The 14,855-nt window shown below is 64.1% G+C and carries 15 protein-coding genes; 11 read left to right on the top strand and 4 right to left on the bottom strand.

Going from position 1 to position 14,855, the window contains the following annotated elements; genetic code table 11:
- Nucleotides 1-17 precede the first annotated feature (17 nt).
- The 8 genes from yidC to dapE all read left to right on the top strand — a co-directional run bounded on the left by yidC (nt 18) and on the right by dapE (nt 8,492).
- Nucleotides 18-1,865: a membrane protein insertase YidC gene (gene yidC / locus ACZXDY_RS25725; RefSeq protein ID WP_464347436.1), complete on the top strand. Its 1,848-nt coding sequence runs from the start codon at nt 18-20 to the stop codon at nt 1,863-1,865.
- A gap of 139 nt (nt 1,866-2,004) precedes the next feature.
- On the top strand, nt 2,005-2,658 hold the full coding sequence (gene yihA, locus ACZXDY_RS25720) for a ribosome biogenesis GTP-binding protein YihA/YsxC (protein ID WP_464347435.1): 654 nt from the start codon (nt 2,005-2,007) through the stop codon (nt 2,656-2,658).
- Nucleotides 2,655-3,026, top strand: coding sequence for a DUF423 domain-containing protein (locus tag ACZXDY_RS25715; RefSeq protein WP_464347434.1), 372 nt, complete (start codon nt 2,655-2,657; stop codon nt 3,024-3,026). The genes yihA and ACZXDY_RS25715 overlap by 4 nt, the downstream gene beginning before the upstream one ends.
- Before the next feature lie 217 nt (nt 3,027-3,243).
- Nucleotides 3,244-4,137, top strand: coding sequence for an acetylglutamate kinase (argB, locus tag ACZXDY_RS25710; RefSeq protein WP_028167331.1), 894 nt, complete (start codon nt 3,244-3,246; stop codon nt 4,135-4,137).
- 152 nt (nt 4,138-4,289) lie between these two features.
- Nucleotides 4,290-5,282 carry a DUF1036 domain-containing protein gene (locus ACZXDY_RS25705; RefSeq protein ID WP_456646638.1) on the top strand — a complete coding sequence of 331 codons (993 nt, stop codon included), beginning with the start codon at nt 4,290-4,292 and terminating at the stop codon, nt 5,280-5,282.
- Between the two features lie 142 nt (nt 5,283-5,424).
- Nucleotides 5,425-6,117 carry a pyrimidine 5'-nucleotidase gene (locus tag ACZXDY_RS25700; RefSeq protein WP_464347433.1) on the top strand — a complete coding sequence of 231 codons (693 nt, stop codon included), beginning with the start codon at nt 5,425-5,427 and terminating at the stop codon, nt 6,115-6,117.
- Between the two features lie 170 nt (nt 6,118-6,287).
- Complete coding sequence (dapD, locus tag ACZXDY_RS25695; RefSeq protein ID WP_130229722.1) at nt 6,288-7,133, top strand: 2,3,4,5-tetrahydropyridine-2,6-dicarboxylate N-succinyltransferase; 846 nt, start codon at nt 6,288-6,290, stop codon at nt 7,131-7,133.
- Nucleotides 7,134-7,337: 204 nt separating this feature from the next.
- The gene (gene dapE / locus ACZXDY_RS25690; protein ID WP_464347432.1) at nt 7,338-8,492 is read left to right on the top strand and encodes a succinyl-diaminopimelate desuccinylase; all 1,155 of its coding nucleotides are present in this window, start codon (nt 7,338-7,340) and stop codon (nt 8,490-8,492) included.
- Nucleotides 8,493-8,743: 251 nt separating this feature from the next.
- Here the strand turns inward: dapE and ACZXDY_RS25685 are convergent, their stop codons facing one another.
- The 4 genes from ACZXDY_RS25685 to def form a co-directional block, all read right to left on the bottom strand.
- Nucleotides 8,744-9,079 carry a GIY-YIG nuclease family protein gene (locus ACZXDY_RS25685; RefSeq protein WP_464347431.1) on the bottom strand — a complete coding sequence of 112 codons (336 nt, stop codon included), beginning with the start codon at nt 9,077-9,079 and terminating at the stop codon, nt 8,744-8,746.
- A 21-nt stretch (nt 9,080-9,100) separates the two neighbouring features.
- Nucleotides 9,101-9,838: a tRNA pseudouridine(38-40) synthase TruA gene (gene truA, locus ACZXDY_RS25680; protein WP_464347430.1), complete on the bottom strand. Its 738-nt coding sequence runs from the start codon at nt 9,836-9,838 to the stop codon at nt 9,101-9,103.
- 6 nt (nt 9,839-9,844) lie between these two features.
- Entirely contained in the window at nt 9,845-10,780 is a 936-nt protein-coding gene (gene fmt, locus ACZXDY_RS25675) for a methionyl-tRNA formyltransferase (protein WP_464347429.1), read from the bottom strand.
- 141 nt (nt 10,781-10,921) lie between these two features.
- Nucleotides 10,922-11,449: a peptide deformylase gene (gene def, locus ACZXDY_RS25670; protein WP_456646631.1), complete on the bottom strand. Its 528-nt coding sequence runs from the start codon at nt 11,447-11,449 to the stop codon at nt 10,922-10,924.
- 170 nt (nt 11,450-11,619) lie between these two features.
- Here def and ACZXDY_RS25665 point away from each other — a divergent pair, with 170 nt between their 5' ends.
- The 3 genes from ACZXDY_RS25665 to ACZXDY_RS25655 all read left to right on the top strand — a co-directional run bounded on the left by ACZXDY_RS25665 (nt 11,620) and on the right by ACZXDY_RS25655 (nt 14,646).
- On the top strand, nt 11,620-12,828 hold the full coding sequence (locus tag ACZXDY_RS25665) for a DNA recombination protein RmuC (protein WP_464347428.1): 1,209 nt from the start codon (nt 11,620-11,622) through the stop codon (nt 12,826-12,828).
- A gap of 56 nt (nt 12,829-12,884) precedes the next feature.
- Nucleotides 12,885-13,184 (top strand): GIY-YIG nuclease family protein, encoded by a 300-nt coding sequence (locus ACZXDY_RS25660; RefSeq protein ID WP_456646633.1) that lies wholly within the window; start codon nt 12,885-12,887, stop codon nt 13,182-13,184.
- Nucleotides 13,185-13,275: 91 nt separating this feature from the next.
- Nucleotides 13,276-14,646, top strand: a complete 1,371-nt coding sequence (locus ACZXDY_RS25655; protein ID WP_464347427.1) for an AmpG family muropeptide MFS transporter — start codon at nt 13,276-13,278, stop codon at nt 14,644-14,646.
- Nucleotides 14,647-14,855: the final 209 nt, after the last annotated feature.

The raw sequence follows: 14,855 nt of genomic DNA, 5'->3' as shown, positions 1-14,855 counted from the left end.
GACGAGACCTTGAAGAGATGACCGACAACCGCAACACCATCATCGCCGTCATTCTATCCGGCCTGGTGCTGATCGCCTGGCAATATTTCTACAACGTGCCGCAGATGGAGAAGCAGCGCGCACAGCAGCAGACGCAGGCTGAACTGCAGAAGCAGCAGACGCCGCCGGCGCAGCAGACAACTCCGGGCACCGCGCCGCAGCCGGGATCGGCGCCTTCGCCGTCGAGCGCGCAACCGGCCTCCGGCGCGCCGGTCGTCAGCCGCGAAGCCGCGATCGAGGCCAGCCCGCGCGTCAAGATCGACACGCCCACATTGTCAGGCAGCATCTCGCTGAAGGGCGCGCGTATCGACGATTTGTCGCTGGAGAAATTCCGCGACACCGTCGACCCGAAATCACCACCGATCGTGCTGTTCTCGCCGTCGCAGACCGCCGCACCCTATTACGCGGAATTCGGCTGGGTGCCGGCGACCGGCGCCACGGTGCGGATGCCTGATGCGACCACGGTGTGGCAGCAGGAGGGTTCCGGCACGCTGACGCCAACTAGTCCGGTCACGCTCAAATACGACAATGGCGAAGGCCTGACTTTCCGCCGCACCATCGCGGTCGATGACCGTTATCTCTTCACCATCAAGGATGACGTCACCAATGCCGGCAGCGCCCCAGTCACGCTCTATCCCTTTGCGCTGATCTCGCGCCACGGCACGCCGCAGGTTTCCGGCTATTACATCCTTCATGAAGGCCTGATCGGCTATCTCGGCGATCATGGCCTGCAGGAATTCGGCTACAAGAAGATCGACGACGCCAAGCGGGTGAACTTCAGCGCCACCGACGGCTGGCTCGGCATCACCGACAAATACTGGGCTTCCGCACTGCTGCCGGACACCTCGGCCAAGCTGCAGGCGAGCTTTTCCTCCGATCTGGTCAACAACAACAGAAGGTACCAGACCGATTATCTGCTGGAGCCGCAAACTGTCGCGGCCGGCGCCACCGTCACCGCCAATGCGCGGCTGTTCGCCGGCGCCAAGGAAGCTGGCGTCGTCGGCATCAACTTCCCGCTTGGACCGGGCGGCTACAACCGGCAGCTCGGTCTCAATCATTTCGATCTGCTGATCGACTGGGGCTGGTTCTACTTCATCACCAAGCCGATGTTCCTGGCGCTCGACTGGTTCTACCGCCTGTTCGGCAATTTCGGCGTCTCGATCCTGCTGGTGACGGTGATCGTGAAGCTGTTGTTCTTCCCGCTCGCCAACAAATCCTACGCCTCGATGGCGAAGATGAAGTCGATCCAGCCGCAGCTTGCCGCGCTGAAGGAGCGCTATCCGGACGACCGGGTGAAGCAGCAGCAGGAGATGATGGAGATCTACAAGAAGGAGAAGATCAACCCGATCGCGGGCTGTCTTCCCATCGCGCTGCAGATCCCGGTGTTCTTCTCGCTCTACAAGGTCCTGTTCGTCACCATCGAGATGCGGCACGCGCCGTTCTTCGGCTGGATCAAGGACCTGTCGGCGCCGGATCCGACCAACCTGTTCACCCTGTTCGGCCTGATCCCGTTCGACCCCACCACGATCCCGGTGTTCGGCCATTATCTCTGGCTCGGCATCTGGCCCATCATCATGGGCATCACGATGTGGTTCCAGATGAAGCTCAATCCGACGCCGCCGGACCCGACGCAGAAGATGATCTTCGACTGGATGCCCTTGATCTTCACCTTCATGCTGGCCGGTTTCCCGGCAGGCCTGGTGATCTACTGGGCCTGGAACAACCTGCTTTCGGTGGCGCAGCAGAGCTACATCATGCACCGGAACGGGGTGAAGGTAGAATTGTTCGACAATCTCAAGGCCACCTTCGCGAAGAAGGCGACGTAGCGTTACCTCGCCCCTCATCCTGAGGAGCGGCCGCGAGGCCGCGTCTCGAAGGATGGCCGCGGGCACCGGGGCCTCATGGTTCGAGACGCCGCTTGTGCGCGGCTCCTCACCATGAGGGGCCGACCTTAGGGCTTCCCACATGACCGCCGAAACCGATGCGGAGCTGATCGAAGCGGGGCGAAAACTGTTCGCCGGCGACTGGCATTTCATCTGGGCCGCGCCGTCGATCGAGACGCTGCCGCCTATGGTGGGGCTCGAGGTTGCCTTTGCCGGTCGCTCCAATGTCGGCAAGTCGAGCCTGATCAACGCCCTCACCGGCCGCAGCACGCTGGCGCGCACCTCGCACACGCCGGGACGCACACAGGAACTGATCTTCTTCGAAGGCCCCGAGAAAGCGGGCTTCCGTTTGGTCGACATGCCCGGCTATGGCTATGCCTCCGCACCCAAGGCCAAGGTCGCGTCCTGGACCGCGCTGATCCATAAATTCCTGCAGGGCCGCGCCACCCTGGCGCGGGTCTATGTTCTGATCGATGCCCGCCATGGCATCAAGGATGTCGATCTCGATGTCCTGAAGACGCTCGACAAATCGGCCGTCAGCTACCAGGTGGTGCTGACCAAGGCGGACCAGGTGAAGGCCTCCGAACTCGCCGCCCGCATCGCAGAGACCGCGGCCGCGCTGGCGAAACACCCGGCCGCCTTTCCGGATGTCTTGGCGACCTCCTCGCGCACCGGCACCGGCATGCCGGAATTGCGTGCCGCGATGGTGCGCCTGCTCGAAGAGCGCCGCGGATGAACAGCCTGCATCGAATCCTACTGGTCCTGGCCGGCATCATGGGCGCCTGTGGCGTGATGCTGGCGGCCGGATCCGCCCATCTCGCCGATGCGACGCGGCTTGCAGCCGCCTCGTCGATGCTGCTGTTTCATGCCAGTGCGGTGCTCGGGGCAATCGCCCTCGTCGGGCGCGGCCTGCTGAACCGCACGATCGGGACTGCCTCGGCGATCGGCTTCGTCATCGCCGCGTCATTGTTCGCCGGCGATCTCTGCCTGCGCCAATATGCCGGTCACGGCCTGTTTCCAATGGCCGCGCCGACCGGCGGGACGCTGTTGATCGTGAGCTGGCTGGTGCTGGCGCTTGCGGCAGCATGGCCGCGGCGGACTTAACCCTTCTCCCCTTATGGGAGAAGGTGGCGTGGACGCAGTCCACGCCGGATGAGGGGTCTCTATCCGCGGAGACAGACCCCTCACCCGGCTTCGATGCTTCCGCATCGAAGCCACCCTCTCCCACAAGGGGAGAGGGTGAACAGCGCTTTGCGCCTCGCCCGCCAATCAGATAGAACCGCGCCCGACGCCGCTTTCTGGGAATAGCGAGACCCGCTCCATGACCGACACGAAGATCAGCCCGCTCGACCAGGCCCGCATCCTGTCCGAGGCGCTGCCGCATATGCAGGAATATGACGAGGAAACCATCGTCATCAAATATGGCGGCCATGCCATGGGCGCGGAGGACACCGCCAAGGCGTTTGCGCGCGACATCGTGCTCCTGGAGCAGACCGCGATCAATCCGGTGGTCGTGCATGGCGGCGGGCCGCAGATCGCGACCATGCTCAAGCGCCTCGGCATCCAGTCCGAATTCGCGGCGGGCCTGCGCATCACCGATGCGGCGACGATCGAGATCGTCGAAATGGTGCTGGCCGGCTCGGTCAACAAGCAGCTCGTCGGCTATATCAACGAGGCCGGCGGCAAGGCGGTCGGCCTCTCCGGCAAGGACGGCAACATGGTGAAGGCGTCGAAGACGACGCGCACCATGATCGATCCGGGTTCCAACATCGAGAAGGCGATCGATCTCGGCTTCGTCGGCGAACCGGAGAAGGTCGACCTGACGCTGCTCAATCAGCTCATCGGCTATGAGCTGATCCCGGTGCTGGCGCCGCTGGCGACATCCAAGGACGGCCAGACGCTGAACATCAATGCCGACACCTTCGCCGGCGCTGTGGCCGGCGCCTTGAAGGCTAAGCGCCTGCTGCTGCTCACCGACGTGCCGGGCGTGCTCGACAAGTCCAAGAAGCTGATCCCGGAACTGTCGGTAAAGGATGCGCGCAAATTGATCGCGGACGGCACCATTTCCGGCGGCATGATCCCGAAGGTCGAGACCTGCATCTACGCCCTGGAGCAGGGCGTGCAGGGCGTCGTCATCATCGACGGCAAGACGCAGCATGCGGTCTTGTTGGAGCTGTTCACCGATCAGGGGACAGGCACGCTGATCCATAAGTGACCAGGTCCTACTATTCACCGTCATGGCCGGGCTCGTCCCGGCCATCCACGTCTTTTCAGCAGCAACCGCGTGCGAAAGGCGTGGATGCGCAGGTCAGGCCCGGGCATGACGAGGCGAGGGTGAGGAGATCGCGCCGGTCCCTTCTAGCTCAAGTGCTGACGGCGGTGCCGGCCGCGGCGCTTTCGTTCTTGCTTTCCTCCGCGCCGGCGCGCGCCGACCTGAAGCTCTGCAACCGCATGAGCTACGTGGTCGAGGCCGCGATCGGGATCGATGAGAAATCGGCGACCGCGACGCGCGGCTGGTTCCGCATCGATCCCGCCGCCTGCCGCGTCGTGGTGCAGGGCGCGCTTACCGCCGACCGCGTGCTGCTGAATGCGCGCGCGCTCGGCGTCTACGGCGCCTCGCCAATCCCGCAAAACGGCACCGACACGCTCTGCGTCGCGCAGGATAATTTTGTCATCGCCGCCGCCCGCCAGTGCCGCAGCGGCCAGACGCCCGCGCAATTCACGCAGATAACGCCGACGCAGTCCGAGGACGGCAACCTCGTCGCCTATCTCGCCGAAGGCTCCGAATATGACGAGGAGCAGGCGCGGCTTGCCGGCATCCAGCGCTTGCTCGTGATCGCCGGCTATGATGCCGCGCCGATCGACGGCGTCGACGGGCCGAAGACGCAAGGAGCGCTGTCGGCATTCCTCAAGAGCCGCGGCCTCTCCAGCGACGTCGTGCAATCGCCGAATTTCTTCACCACCATGATCGATGCCGTGCAGAAGCCATCCGCGACCGGACTGACCTGGTGCAACGACACGCCGCACAAGGTCATGGCGGCGGTGGCGACCGACGACGGCAAGGCCGTCACCAGCCGCGGCTGGTATCGCATCGATCCCGGCAAGTGCCTGCATCCCGACGTCACCGGCCAGCCGAAGCAGATATTCTCCTTCGCCGAAGCCGTCGATGCCGAGAACCGCACCATCCGCTTGAAGGACAAGCCGCTAAACTGGGGCGGCGCGACGCAGCTCTGCACCCGCGAGAGCAAGTTCGAGATCGCCGAGCAGGGCGATTGCGCCACCCGCGGGCTGGCCGCGGTTGGCTTTGCGCCGGTCGACATGACCAGCGGCGGCAAGACACTGCGCTTTGCGATGCCGTGATAATGGCGTCGTGGACCCGCATACTCAGACGTCATCACCCGCGAAAGCGGGTGATCCAGTATTCCGCGCCGCCTGTCGTATCCCTCGTCCGCCGCCATATACTGGATGCCCGCTTTCGCGGGCATGACGGAAAGTAGGCATCATGGCTCCCCGCGCCTTCGACCATATCGACACCTGGGTGTTCGACCTCGACAACACGCTGTACCCGCATCACGTCAACCTGTGGCAGCAGGTCGATGCGCGGATCGGCGAGTTCATGAGCAACTGGCTGGGCGTCACGGCGGAAGAAGCCCGCCGCATCCAGAAGGACTATTACCTCCGCTACGGCACGACGATGCGCGGCATGATGACCGAGCACGGCGTCCGCGCCGACGACTACCTCGCCTATGTCCACCAGATCGATCACTCGCCGCTGGAGCCGAACCCGGCGATGGGCGCTGCGATCGCAAGGCTGCCCGGCCGCAAGCTGATCCTGACCAACGGCTCGACCGACCATGTCGGCGCAGTGCTCGCGCGTCTCGGCATCGGCGCACATTTCGAGGCGGTGTTCGACATCATCGCCGCCGAGCTTGAGCCGAAACCGGCGCCGCAGACCTATCAGCGCTTCCTGGCGCTGCACGACGTCGATCCCGCCAGGGCCGCGATGTTCGAGGACCTCGCGCGCAACCTGGTCGTACCGCATCAGCTCGGCATGACCACGGTGCTGGTGGTGCCCGACGGGACGCAGGAGGTGGTGCGCGAGGACTGGGAGCTCGAGGGCCGCGACGCCGCTCATGTCGACCATGTCACGGACGATCTGACGGGGTTTTTGCAGAGGTTACGCGCCACAGGCTGAAAGCGTAGCCCGGATGGAGCGAAGCGCAATCCGGGGTTCTCGCAAGCGGAAACCAGTCCCGGATTGCGCTTCGCTCCATCGCGGCTACGGCAGAACCAGCCTTGACTCCGCCGCGCCAAATCCCGAAAAAGCTCCAAATACCCTCCCCGCCCGCTTCAAGGAATCGCCCGATGTCGCTGTCCGCCCTCGAGTCCATCGTCAACGCCGCGTTCGAAGCCCGCGACGGCATTTCGACCTCGACCACGGGCGAGGTGCGCGAGGCCGTGGATTACGCGCTCGAACTGCTCGACAAGGGCGAGACGCGCGTTGCCGAGCGCGAGACGAGCGGCAAATGGAAGGTCAACCAATGGCTGAAGAAGGCGGTGCTGCTGTCGTTCCGCCTCAACGACATGGGACAGATTCCCGGCGGTCCCGGCAAGGCGTCGTGGTGGGACAAGGTGCCGTCGAAGTTCGATGGCTGGGGCGAAAACCGCTTTCGCGACGCGGGCTTTCGCGCGGTGCCGGGCGCGATCGTGCGCCGTTCCGCCTTCATCGCCCGCAACGTCGTGCTGATGCCCTCCTTCGTCAATCTCGGCGCCTATGTCGATGAAGCGACCATGGTCGACACCTGGTCGACCGTCGGCTCCTGCGCGCAGATCGGCAAGCGCGTGCACATCTCCGGCGGTGTCGGCATCGGCGGCGTGCTCGAGCCGCTGCAGGCCGAGCCCGTGATCATCGAGGACGATTGCTTCATCGGTGCCCGCAGCGAGGTCGCCGAAGGCGTGATCGTGCGCAAGGGCGCGGTGCTCTCGATGGGCGTGTTCCTGGGCGCATCCACCAAGATCGTCGATCGCGAGACCGGCGAGACCTTTGTCGGCGAAGTGCCGGAATATGCCGTCGTCGTGCCCGGCACCTTGCCGCCCAAGCCGATGAAGAATGGACAGCCGGGCCCGGCCACCGCCTGCGCCGTCATCGTCAAGCGCGTCGACGAGCGCACCCGCGCCAAGACCAGCATCAACGAATTGCTGCGGGACTAGAGCGTTTTCGAGCGAAGTGGACACCGGTTCGCGTGAAGAAAACGCGTCAAAACAAGAATCTAGAGCTTCGGTTCTGATTCCATCAGAACCGAAAATGCTCTAGCTCACGCGCGCGGCATCGCACCGCACGGGCGACAACACGAAACCGAAATCGCGCCGCGCAAGGCTGGCCCGCCGCCGCGGTGGCGTGTTAAGTCCGGAAGCATGACCGATGCCATCTCCATCACGCGCGACCTTGTCCGCTGCCCTTCCGTCACGCCCGCCGACGCCGGCGCGCTCGGCGTGCTCGAGACCGTCCTGAAAGCCGCCAGCTTCGAGGTGCACCGCGTCACCTTCAGCGAGCCCGGCACCGCCGACATCGACAATCTCTATGCACGCATCGGCGATCAGGCGCCGCACATCACTTTTGCCGGCCATACCGATGTGGTCCCGCCGGGCGACGAGTCCGCCTGGACGCATGGCCCGTTCTCGGGCGACGTGAAGGACGGCTTCCTCTATGGCCGCGGCGCCGTCGACATGAAGGGCGGCATCGCCTGCAGCGTCGCCGCGGTGCTCGAATATCTCAGGGACAATGGCGGCAGGCCAAGGGGTTCAATCTCATTCCTGATCACGGGCGACGAGGAGGACGTTTCCATCAACGGCACGATCAAGCTGTTGAAGTGGGCGGCCGAGCGCGGCGAAAAGTTTGATCATTGCGTGCTCGGCGAGCCATCCAATGTCGAGGTGCTCGGAGACACCATCAAGGTCGGCCGCCGTGGCTCGCAATCCGGCACGCTCCATGTCGAGGGCGTGCAGGGCCATGTCGCCTATCCGCACCGCGCCTCCAATCCGGTGCCGGACATCTCGCGGTTGATCGTGGCGCTCAGCGACGAGCCGCTTGATAACGGCAGCGCACAATTCCAGGCGTCCAACCTCGAATTCACCTCCGTCGACGTCGGCAATGCCGCGAGCAACGTCATCCCCGGCCAGGCGCGGGCGAAATTCAACATCCGCTATAACGACAATCACACCCAGGAGAGCCTGCGCAAGCTGGTGGAGGAACGCCTCGTCGAAGCCTGCGGCAACCGGATCCGCGCCCGCATCGTCTGGGAGCCATCGAACTCGAACGTGTTCGTCACCAAGCCCGGCCCGTTCACCGACCTTGCGGTGGCGGCGATCGAAGCAGTGACGGGACGCAAGCCGGAGCTCTCGACCTCGGGCGGCACGTCGGATGCGCGCTTCATCTCGAGCTATTGCCCGGTAATCGAGTTCGGCCTGGTCGGCCAGACCATGCACCAGATCAACGAACGCACGCCGATCGCCGATCTGGAAAAACTGACGCAAGTCTATCGCGGCGTGCTGGACAGGTATTTCGCGTAAGCGCTGAGACTTTCCTCGGCCTTAGCTCCCCACTCCACCGACGCCACTCACTCCGCCGTCATGGCCGGGCTTGTCCCGGCCATCCACGTCTTTCTTTGTCGGAGGCTGGAAGAACGGCGTGGATGCCCGGCACAAGGCCGGGCATGACGATGAAGAGGTTTCCAAACGGAGAAACGTGGATGGCCGGGACAAGCCCGGCCATGACGCGAGTGGAAGCAGTTCACCAACAATCGGGAGCAACAAGCCCCGCACTACTGTGTGATCGTGTCATACAGATCATTCCACTCGGGATTGCCGGCCAGGATCAGCCTAACCTTCCACTTGCGCGGCCAGTGCTTCATATTGTGCTCGCGTTGGATGGCAGTTTGGATGTCTTCGTACCGTTCGAAATACACCAAGCGCTTCACCGAATATTTCTTGGTGAATCCAGGGACCAAGCCGTTTCGGTGCTCGTAGATGCGGCGAACGAGATCGTTCGTCGCGCCGACATACAGGATGCCGTTCGGTGCACTTGCCAGAATGTAGACGTAGGCCCCACGCATGGTCGCATGTTGACGCACGTGGATGGCCGGGACAAGCCCGGCCATGACGGCGGCGTAGCGTCGGCCCTAATACTCCACCCGCACCAGATAGAGCCCCTCCGGCGGTGCCACCGGGCCGCAGGCGGCGCGGTTGCGGGCGGCGAGCGCTGCGGCGAGATCGTCGGCGGTCCAGCGGCCTTCGCCGACCCAGACCAGCGAGCCGACCATCGAGCGCACCTGGCTGTGCAGGAACGAGCGCGCCGAGGTGACGATGCTGACCGCATCGCCGCTGCGCGTAACGTCAAGCTGGTCGAGCGTTTTCAGCGGCGATTTGGCCTGGCATTCGGTGTCGCGGAAGGTCGTGAAATCGTGCTTGCCGATCAGGCGCTGCGCGGCTTCATGCATCGCGTCCGTATCGAGACGGCGCGGCACGCGCCAGACGCGGCCGATGTCGAGCGCGAGGTTCGCGCGCGTGCTCCGGATACGATAAAGATAATGACGCTTCTTCGCGGAGAAGCGCGCCTCGAAATCATCCGGCACGATCTCGGCTGCGAGCACCGCAACCGGATGCGGGCGCAGATGCGCGTTGAGACCATCGCGCAGGCGGTCCGGCGGAAACGGCTTTGCGATGTCGCAATGGGCGACCTGTCCGAGCGCATGCACGCCGGCATCGGTGCGGCCGGAGCCATGGACGCGCACGTCCTCACCGCACATCGCCTTCACCGCGGCCTCCAGCGCGCCCTGCACTGTCGGCGCCGTCTCCTGGATTTGCCAGCCGGAGAACGGTGTGCCGTCATATTCGATGGTGAGCTTGTAGCGGGGCATGACGGCTTAAGTGAACCGCGCGCCGGCCTTCAGCGGCGTGCCGCGCAGGAAGTCGACCGACTTCATCCGTGCCTTGCCTTCGCGCTGCAGCTCGAGAATGCGGATGGCGCCCTCGCCACAGGCGATCGCGAGATTATCGTCGAGCACCGTGCCGGATGTGCCCGAGCCGCTCGCCAGTTCGCAGCGAAGAATCTTGATGCGGACCGGTTCGCTATCGGCTGACAACTCGGCCCAGGCGCCGGGGAATGGGGAGAGGCCGTGGATGTGCCGCAGCACGGCGTGCGCAGGCCTGTTCCAGTCGATCCGCGCTTCCGCCTTCTCGATCTTGGCGGCATAGGTGACGCCGTCCTCGCTCTGCCTGGTGAGTTGCAGCGCGCCGCCTTGCAGCGCGGCCATCGCCCGCACCATCAGGTCGGCACCGAGCGGCGCCAGCGCATCGTGCAGATCGGCCGCCGTCATCCGGTCGGTGATCGCAAGCCGCTCGGCCATCGCGACATCGCCGGTGTCGAGGCCGACATCCATCTTCATCACCATCACGCCGGTCTCGGCATCGCCGGCCATGATGGCGCGGTTGATCGGCGCGGCGCCGCGCCAGCGCGGCAGCAGCGAAGCGTGCAGGTTGTAGCAGCCAAGCCTTGGTGCATCGAGGATCGCCTGCGGCAGGATCATGCCATAGGCAACCACGACGGCCGCATCCGCCTGATGCGCGCGAAATTCCTCCAGCGCTTCCGGTGTCTTCAACGTCTTCGGCGTCAGCACGGGAATGCCGAGCCGCCGCGCCTCCTGCTCGACGGGCGTCGGTTGCAGTTGCAGGCCACGCCGCCCGCCCGGCTTCGGCGCACGGGTATAGACGGCAGCGATCTCGTGGCCGTGGCCGGCCAGCTCGAGCAGCGTCGGCACGGCGAAATCGGGCGTGCCCATGAAAATCAGGCGGAGCGGCATGGGGCGGGTTACCTCGGCTAAAGGCAAAAGTACTCGTCATGGCCGGGCTTGTCCCGGCCATCCACGACCTTCGTGCTCGCGGCGCCAAAGGACGTGGATGCCCGGCACAAGGCCGGGCATGACGGCGGAAATGGTGGTGCCTTACTCCACCGCGCGCTTGGCGGCCTTGGCGAACTTCTTCAGCACTCGGTCGCGTTTCAGCTTCGACAGATAGTCCACGAACAGGATGCCGTTCAAATGGTCGATCTCATGCTGGATGCAGGTGGCGTAGAGGCCCTCGGCATCCTCTTCATGCACCTTGCCGTCGATGTCGGTGAAGCGCACGCGCACCCGCGCCGGCCGCTCGACCTCCTCGTAATATTCGGGGATCGACAGGCAGCCCTCTTCGTAAACCGACGTCTCCTCGGACGCCGAGATGATCTCCGGGTTGATGAAGACGCGCGGCTTCGGCGTGGTCTCGCCGTTCTCGTCCTTTTTCGCGAGATCCATGGTGACCAGCCGCAGCGGCTGCGCGACCTGGATCGCGGCCAGCCCGATGCCGGGCGCCTCGTACATGGTCTCGAACATGTCGTCGACCAGCTTGCGGATCTCAGGCGTGATCTTTTCGACGCGTTTGGAAACCAGCCGCAACTGCTTGTCCGGCAGGATGATGATTTCTCTCAAGGCCATGGCGGGCGATTTAAGCGCTTGATATGCCGCGGTCAATGCGATCCGGAACCGGTTAAGACGGCCTTAACCATGTTTCTTCAGACATTGTTAACCACGAAACTTCACGGCTTGTTAACCATAAATGTTCCACTTTCGTTCGCAGCCGCCTGCGAATCGGCTATAGCGCTTGCATGAACGAGATTCTCTTCATGGTCGGCGACTGGCCGGTCCGCGTCGCGGACGCCTTGGTTGCGTTCGGCGTGCTCGTGCTCATCCTGCTCCTGACGATCGCCATCGTGATCGCGCGGTCTTCCCGGCGCGGCGCGGAACTGGCTGTCGCGCAGACCATCCGCGCCGATGAGCTGGAAGAGCGGCTGAGCGAGGTGCTGCGCGCCCAGAGCGAGGCGAGCGGCCGGGTCGATGCGATGACGCAGGCGCTCGCCGGCCGCCAGGCCGAGATGGCGCGCGCCGTCAATGAGCGGCTGGATTCGGTCACCCACCGCGTCGGCCAATCCATGGAACAGACCACGCGCCACACGATGGACAGCCTGCGCCATCTGCATGAACGGCTCGGCATCATCGACAACGCGCACAAAAACCTCACCGACCTGACGACGCAGGTGACGACGCTGCGCGACGTGCTCGCCAACAAGCAGTCGCGCGGTGCCTTCGGCCAGGCGCGGATGGAGGCGATCGTCCAGGACGGACTGCCGAAGGGCTCCTTCGAATTCCAGTTCACGCTCTCGAGCGGCAAGCGGCCGGACTGCGTGGTGTTCCTGCCGGACCAGCGCCCGCTCTGCATCGACGCGAAATTCCCGCTGGAGGCGATGACCGCGCTGCACGACGCACGCAGCGATGAGGAACGCAAGATTGCCAGCCAACGCCTACGCAATGACGTGATGAAGCATGTCAGCGACATCGCGGAGAAATACCTGATCGCCGGCGAGACCCAGGACACCGCGCTGATGTTCGTGCCGTCCGAGTCGGTCTATGCCGAGATCCATGACGGCTTCGACGATGTGATCCAGAAGGCCTACCGCGCCCGCGTAGTGCTGGTGTCGCCGTCGCTATTGATGCTCGCGATCCAGGTGATGCAGCAGATCATGAAGGACGCACGGATGCGCGATGCAGCCGACCAGATCCGCACCGAGGTGATCAAGCTCGGCGACGATCTGTCGCGGCTGCGCGACCGCGTGCTCAAGCTGCAGAACCATTTCTCGCAGGTGAACGAGGACGTACGCCAGATCCTGATCTCCGCCGACAAGATCGAAAAGCGCGCTGGCCGGATCGAGGAACTCGATTTCAGCAAGTCAGACGCCCCGGTGGAACTGCCGCGGATCGTGACCAGCGGAAGACCCGAATTGTTTCCTGCCCCGCCCAAGCTGCAGGCGGGGGAGTAGGCAACCATTGTCATCGCCCGGCTTGACCGGGCGATCCAGTATTCCAGAGACGGCAGTTGGGCACGCGCAGCTATTACGTCTATATTCTCGCAAGCCGCATCGGAGGCACGCTCTACATTGGCGTAACGAATGATCTCGTGCGCCGCATCGCCGAACATAAGCTGAAGATCGCTGAGGGCTTCACCAAGCGCTATGAGGTGAGCCGCCTAGTCTATTTTGAGGTCTTTGAGGAGATCGAGCATGCGATTCATCGGGAAAAGCGACTGAAGAAGTGGCCGCGGGCCTGGAAGATCTCATTGATCGAAAAAGGTAATCCGGATTGGATCGATCTCTATCCCGAGATTGCGGGAACTTAAGAGTAATTCGAATAGGTCTCTGGAATACTGGATCGCCCGGTCGAGCCGGGCGATGACAGTCTTTCTTGGCCGAATCTGCTAACACGACTCCATGACCGCGCCTGAAGCGACAGCCGCCGCGACCGAGAAAGCCGAGCCTGCCGCCACCTCCTGGCGCGACAGCCTTGCCGTCTATCTGCAGCCGCGCGTGCTGATCGTGCTGGTGCTGGGCTTCTCGTCGGGCCTGCCGCTGGCGCTGTCGGGGTCGACGCTGCAGGTGTGGATGCGCGAGGTCGGCGTCGATCTCGGCACCATCGGCCTACTGGCGCTGGTCGGCACGCCCTACACGCTGAAATTCCTCTGGGCGCCGCTGGTCGATGCGCTGCACGTGCCGTTCTTCACGCGACATTTCGGACGGCGCCGCGGCTGGCTCTTGTTCTCGCAATTGTTGCTGATCACCACGATCCTGCTGCTCGCGATCGCCGATCCCGCACGCTCGCCCTGGTTCGCCGCCTTTGCCGCGCTGCTGGTCGCCACCACCTCCTCGACGCAGGACATCGTCGTCGATGCCTTCCGCGTCGAGAGCCTGCCCGAGAGCGAGCAGGCCGCCGGCATGGCGTCCTATGTCGCGGCCTATCGCATCGGCATGCTGGTCTCGACCGCCGGCGCGCTGTTCATGGTCAGCGGATTCGAGTCCTACGGTCTGGTTCGGTCGTCGGCCTGGATGTGGGGCTATGTGGCAATGGCCGCCCTGGTCGTGATCGGGATGATCACCGCGCTGGTCGCGACCGAGCCGGCGCAGTCAAAGGACGCCGAAGCGGCCACGGCCGCGCAAACAGCGTTCTCCCGCGTGATCCAGGCAGCGGTCGGAGCGTTCTCCGAGTTCCTGAGCCGGCGCGATGCCATTGCGGCGCTTGCCTTCGTCGTGCTGTTCAAGTTCACCGACGCATTCTCGGGCACGATGACGGCGCCGTTCGTGATCGACATCGGCTTCAGCAAGGTCGACTACGCCGCAATCGTCAAGGGCGTGGGACTGGCCGCTACCCTGATCGGCGGCTTTGCGGGCGGCTTCGTGGCGCGGCGCTATTCGCTGGCAACGAGTCTCTGGATCGGCGGCATTGTGCAGGCGCTCGCCAACCTCTCCTTCTCATGGCTGGCGCTGGTCGGCGTCAATCAGTGGGCGCTGGCGCTCGCAATCACCTGCGAGAACTTCACCAGCGCAATCGGCACCGTGATCTTCGTTGCCTATCTCTCGGCGCTGTGCCGCAATCCCCTGCACACGGCGACGCAATATGCCCTGCTGACGGCGCTTGCCGCGGTGGGGCGCACCTATCTGTCGTCAGGCGCGGGCTTCGTCGCCAAGGCGACAGGATGGCCCTTGTTCTTCGCGATCTGCGTGCTGGTCGCGATCCCGAGCCTGATCCTGCTCGCCTGGCTGCAGCGCCGCGGCCATTTCGATGAATTAGGGCCGGTGAAGGTTTGATCCCTCACCGTCGTCCCGGCCAAGCGAAGCGCGAGCCGGGATCCATAACCGCAAGCCTCTGTGATAGGCAGAGCTGTAACCACTTGTGCGCGCCACAACACCGTTCGGTGGTTATGGGTCCCTGCTTTCGCACTAGGGAGTGTACAAATCTCGGAGCGCCCATCCCTTGGCCATGGTCTGCAATGTGTCGAGGCCGTGCTTGAAGGTGA

The organism is Bradyrhizobium sp. LeoB3 (assembly GCF_055456055.1).
This window is presented reverse-complemented; position numbering and strand designations above follow the sequence as displayed.